This window comes from Escherichia sp. 93.1518, from assembly GCF_013368915.2.
GTDB lineage: Bacteria > Pseudomonadota > Gammaproteobacteria > Enterobacterales > Enterobacteriaceae > Escherichia > Escherichia ruysiae.
The window spans coordinates 1-943 of sequence record NZ_JABWMT020000095.1 but is presented as its reverse complement, the minus strand read 5'-3'; the positions used below and the strand labels follow the sequence as shown (position 1 = coordinate 943).

Annotated in this window: 3 protein-coding genes; all 3 read left to right on the top strand. The window is 54.8% G+C overall.

What is annotated here, in order from left to right; genetic code table 11:
- Positions 1 to 395, top strand: a 395-nt coding sequence (gpG, locus tag HEN21_RS22545) for a phage tail assembly chaperone G (RefSeq protein WP_286192517.1), incomplete at its 5' end; no start/stop codon positions are given.
- Positions 377 to 811, top strand: a complete 435-nt coding sequence (locus HEN21_RS22540; RefSeq protein ID WP_089585604.1) for a phage tail assembly protein T — start codon at positions 377 to 379, stop codon at positions 809 to 811. The genes gpG and HEN21_RS22540, both read left to right, overlap by 19 nt.
- Positions 804 to 943: hypothetical protein (locus tag HEN21_RS22535; RefSeq protein WP_001537943.1), on the top strand; the 140-nt coding region annotated here is incomplete at its 3' end. The genes HEN21_RS22540 and HEN21_RS22535, both read left to right, overlap by 8 nt.

Below are 943 nucleotides of genomic sequence, written 5' to 3'. Positions count from 1 at the left end.
ATAACGGCGTGACCGTCACGCTTTCTGAACTGTCAGCCCTGCAGCGTATTGAGCATCTTGCCTGGTTGAAAGAGCAGGAAAAAAAGGCTGAATCCAGTGGCAACCTGCAGGTGTCTGTAGAGGAGCTTATCAGAGGCGGGGCGTTTCTGGTGGCGATGTCTCTGTGGCATAACCATCCACAGAAGACAAAGCTGCCGTCCATGAATGAAGCCATTACGCAGATTGAGCAGGAAGTGCTTACCACCTGGCCCACGGAGGCAATTGCTCAGGCTGAAAACGTGGTGTTACGTCTGTCCGGAATGTCTGAGTTTGTGGTGAATAATGCCCCTGAACAGGCAGAGGACGCCGGGCCTGCAGAGCCTGTTTCTGCGGGAAAGTGTTCGACGGTGAGCTGAGTTTTGCCCTGAAACTGGCGCGTGAGATGGGGCGACCCGACTGGCGCGCCATGCTTGCCGGGATGTCATCCACGGAGTATGCCGACTGGCACCGCTTTTACAGTACCCATTATTTTCATGATGTTCTGCTGGATATGCACTTTTCCGGGCTGACGTACACCGTACTCAGCCTGTTTTTCAGCGATCCGGATATGCATCCGCTGGATTTCAGTCTGCTGAACCGGCGCGAGGCTGACGAAGAGCCTGAAGATGATGTGCTGATGCAGAAAGCGGCAGGGCTTGCCGGAGGCGTCCGCTTTGGCCCGGACGGGAAAGAAGTTATCCCTACTTCCCCGGATGTGGCGGACATGACGGAGGATGACGTAATGCTGATGACAGTATCAGAAGGGATCGCAGGAGGAGTCCGGTATGGCTGAACCGGTAGGCGATCTGGTCGTTGATTTGAGTCTGGATGCGGCCAGATTTGACGAGCAGATGGCCAGAGTCAGGCGTCATTTTTCCGGTACGGAAAGTGATGCGAAAAAAACAGCGGCAGTCGTTGAACAGTC